Raw genomic sequence first — 1278 nt, 5'->3', positions numbered from 1 at the left:
GACAAGAAGAAACTCGTTTTCAACTCGTTTCAAAAACCTTTCAAAAACCATCAATCCACAAAAATACCACGCGAATGACACTCAAAATACACGACGCCGGCTCCCGGTCCGCCTGCTTCGAACCGCGGTCCGCCGACTACCTCGCCGGCCACGACCACGCGTTCGGTGCCGTCGGCGCGCCGGACAGCGACGAGATGGCCGACTCCGCCGCCCACTGCGACGGCGCCGACTTCGTCGCCGGTGACTACCCGCGTACGCGCGAGGCGGCGACCGGGGCGCTGCGGGACTGCGTGACCCAGATGCGTACGCGGTTCCGCGAGGCCGTGGACCGCGCGGAGGGCCTTCTCGACGACGAGGGCGGCGTGATCGCCGACGAGGTCGACCTGGGCGTCGAGTGCAGCGCCCACGAGCGGGCGGAGGAGCGTGCCAAGTGCGCCTCCCTCGGGGCGTTCGGCCGGGTCCTGCACGGCGTCCAGGACTTCTACTCGCACAGCAACTGGTCCGACGAGGCCGACCCGTCCCGTCCGGTCGGGGAGCAGAACCCGCCCGGCCTGAACCGCCCTGGTGTGAGCCCTGTGCTCGACCTGCGCGCCCGGACGGAACCGGAGGTGCCGGAGGACCTGATGACCGGCTGTTACGTAGTGCAGGACCGGGTGCCCGGCGTGGGCCTATGCCAGTCCCGCGTCACGCACGCCGCACTCAACAAGGACCGGGGCCTGATCGACCCGGCGACGGGGAAGACGGCCGACCCGACGACACCGCGCGGCGCCGTCGGCGACAACTTCGCGAAGGCGGTGGCCGGCGCCGTCGCGGACAGCCGCAGGCAGTGGCGCGACCTCCGGCAGGAGCTGACCGCACGGTACGGCCGCGACCGCGGCGCCCGCATGGCGTGCGCACTGTCCCACGACGACCCGGTGACCGACTGCCGGCCGGCACGGGCCGGCCGGGCCGCGGTCATCGCCCTGGTGACCGGCGGGGCGCTCGTGGCGGGGGCGATCGTCGTCCGCCGCCGAACAGATTGAGGAGGGCGACATGCAGGACGGTACGAACGGGACCCGGCGCTTCCGGATGCGCCAGAAGCTGGTGTCCATTGGCGACGACTACTGGATCGAGGACGAGGACGGCCGCGAGGTCTACAAGATCGACGGCAAGGCGATGCGCATCCGCGACACCTTGGTGCTGGAGGACGCCGACGGCCACGCCGTCCTGAAGATCCAGCAGAAGATGGCGCGCCTCCACAAGACCATGACGATCGAGGACTCCGGCGGCCGCACGGTC

Annotated in this window: 2 protein-coding genes; both read left to right on the top strand. The window is 70.2% G+C overall.

What is annotated here, in order from left to right:
- Positions 1-74 precede the first annotated feature (74 nt).
- Positions 75-1022, top strand: coding sequence for a CinY protein (locus AB0M20_RS44155; RefSeq protein WP_364307534.1), 948 nt, complete (start codon positions 75-77; stop codon positions 1020-1022).
- 10 nt (positions 1023-1032) lie between these two features.
- The coding region (locus AB0M20_RS44150; RefSeq protein ID WP_364307532.1) for an LURP-one-related family protein at positions 1033-1278 on the top strand (246 nt) is incomplete at its 3' end.

It is taken from the genome of Actinoplanes sp. NPDC051633 (genome assembly GCF_040681735.1).
Lineage (GTDB): Bacteria > Actinomycetota > Actinomycetes > Mycobacteriales > Micromonosporaceae > Actinoplanes.
The sequence above is the reverse complement of the archived record's forward strand: the minus strand, read 5'-3'. Positions and strand labels throughout refer to the sequence as shown.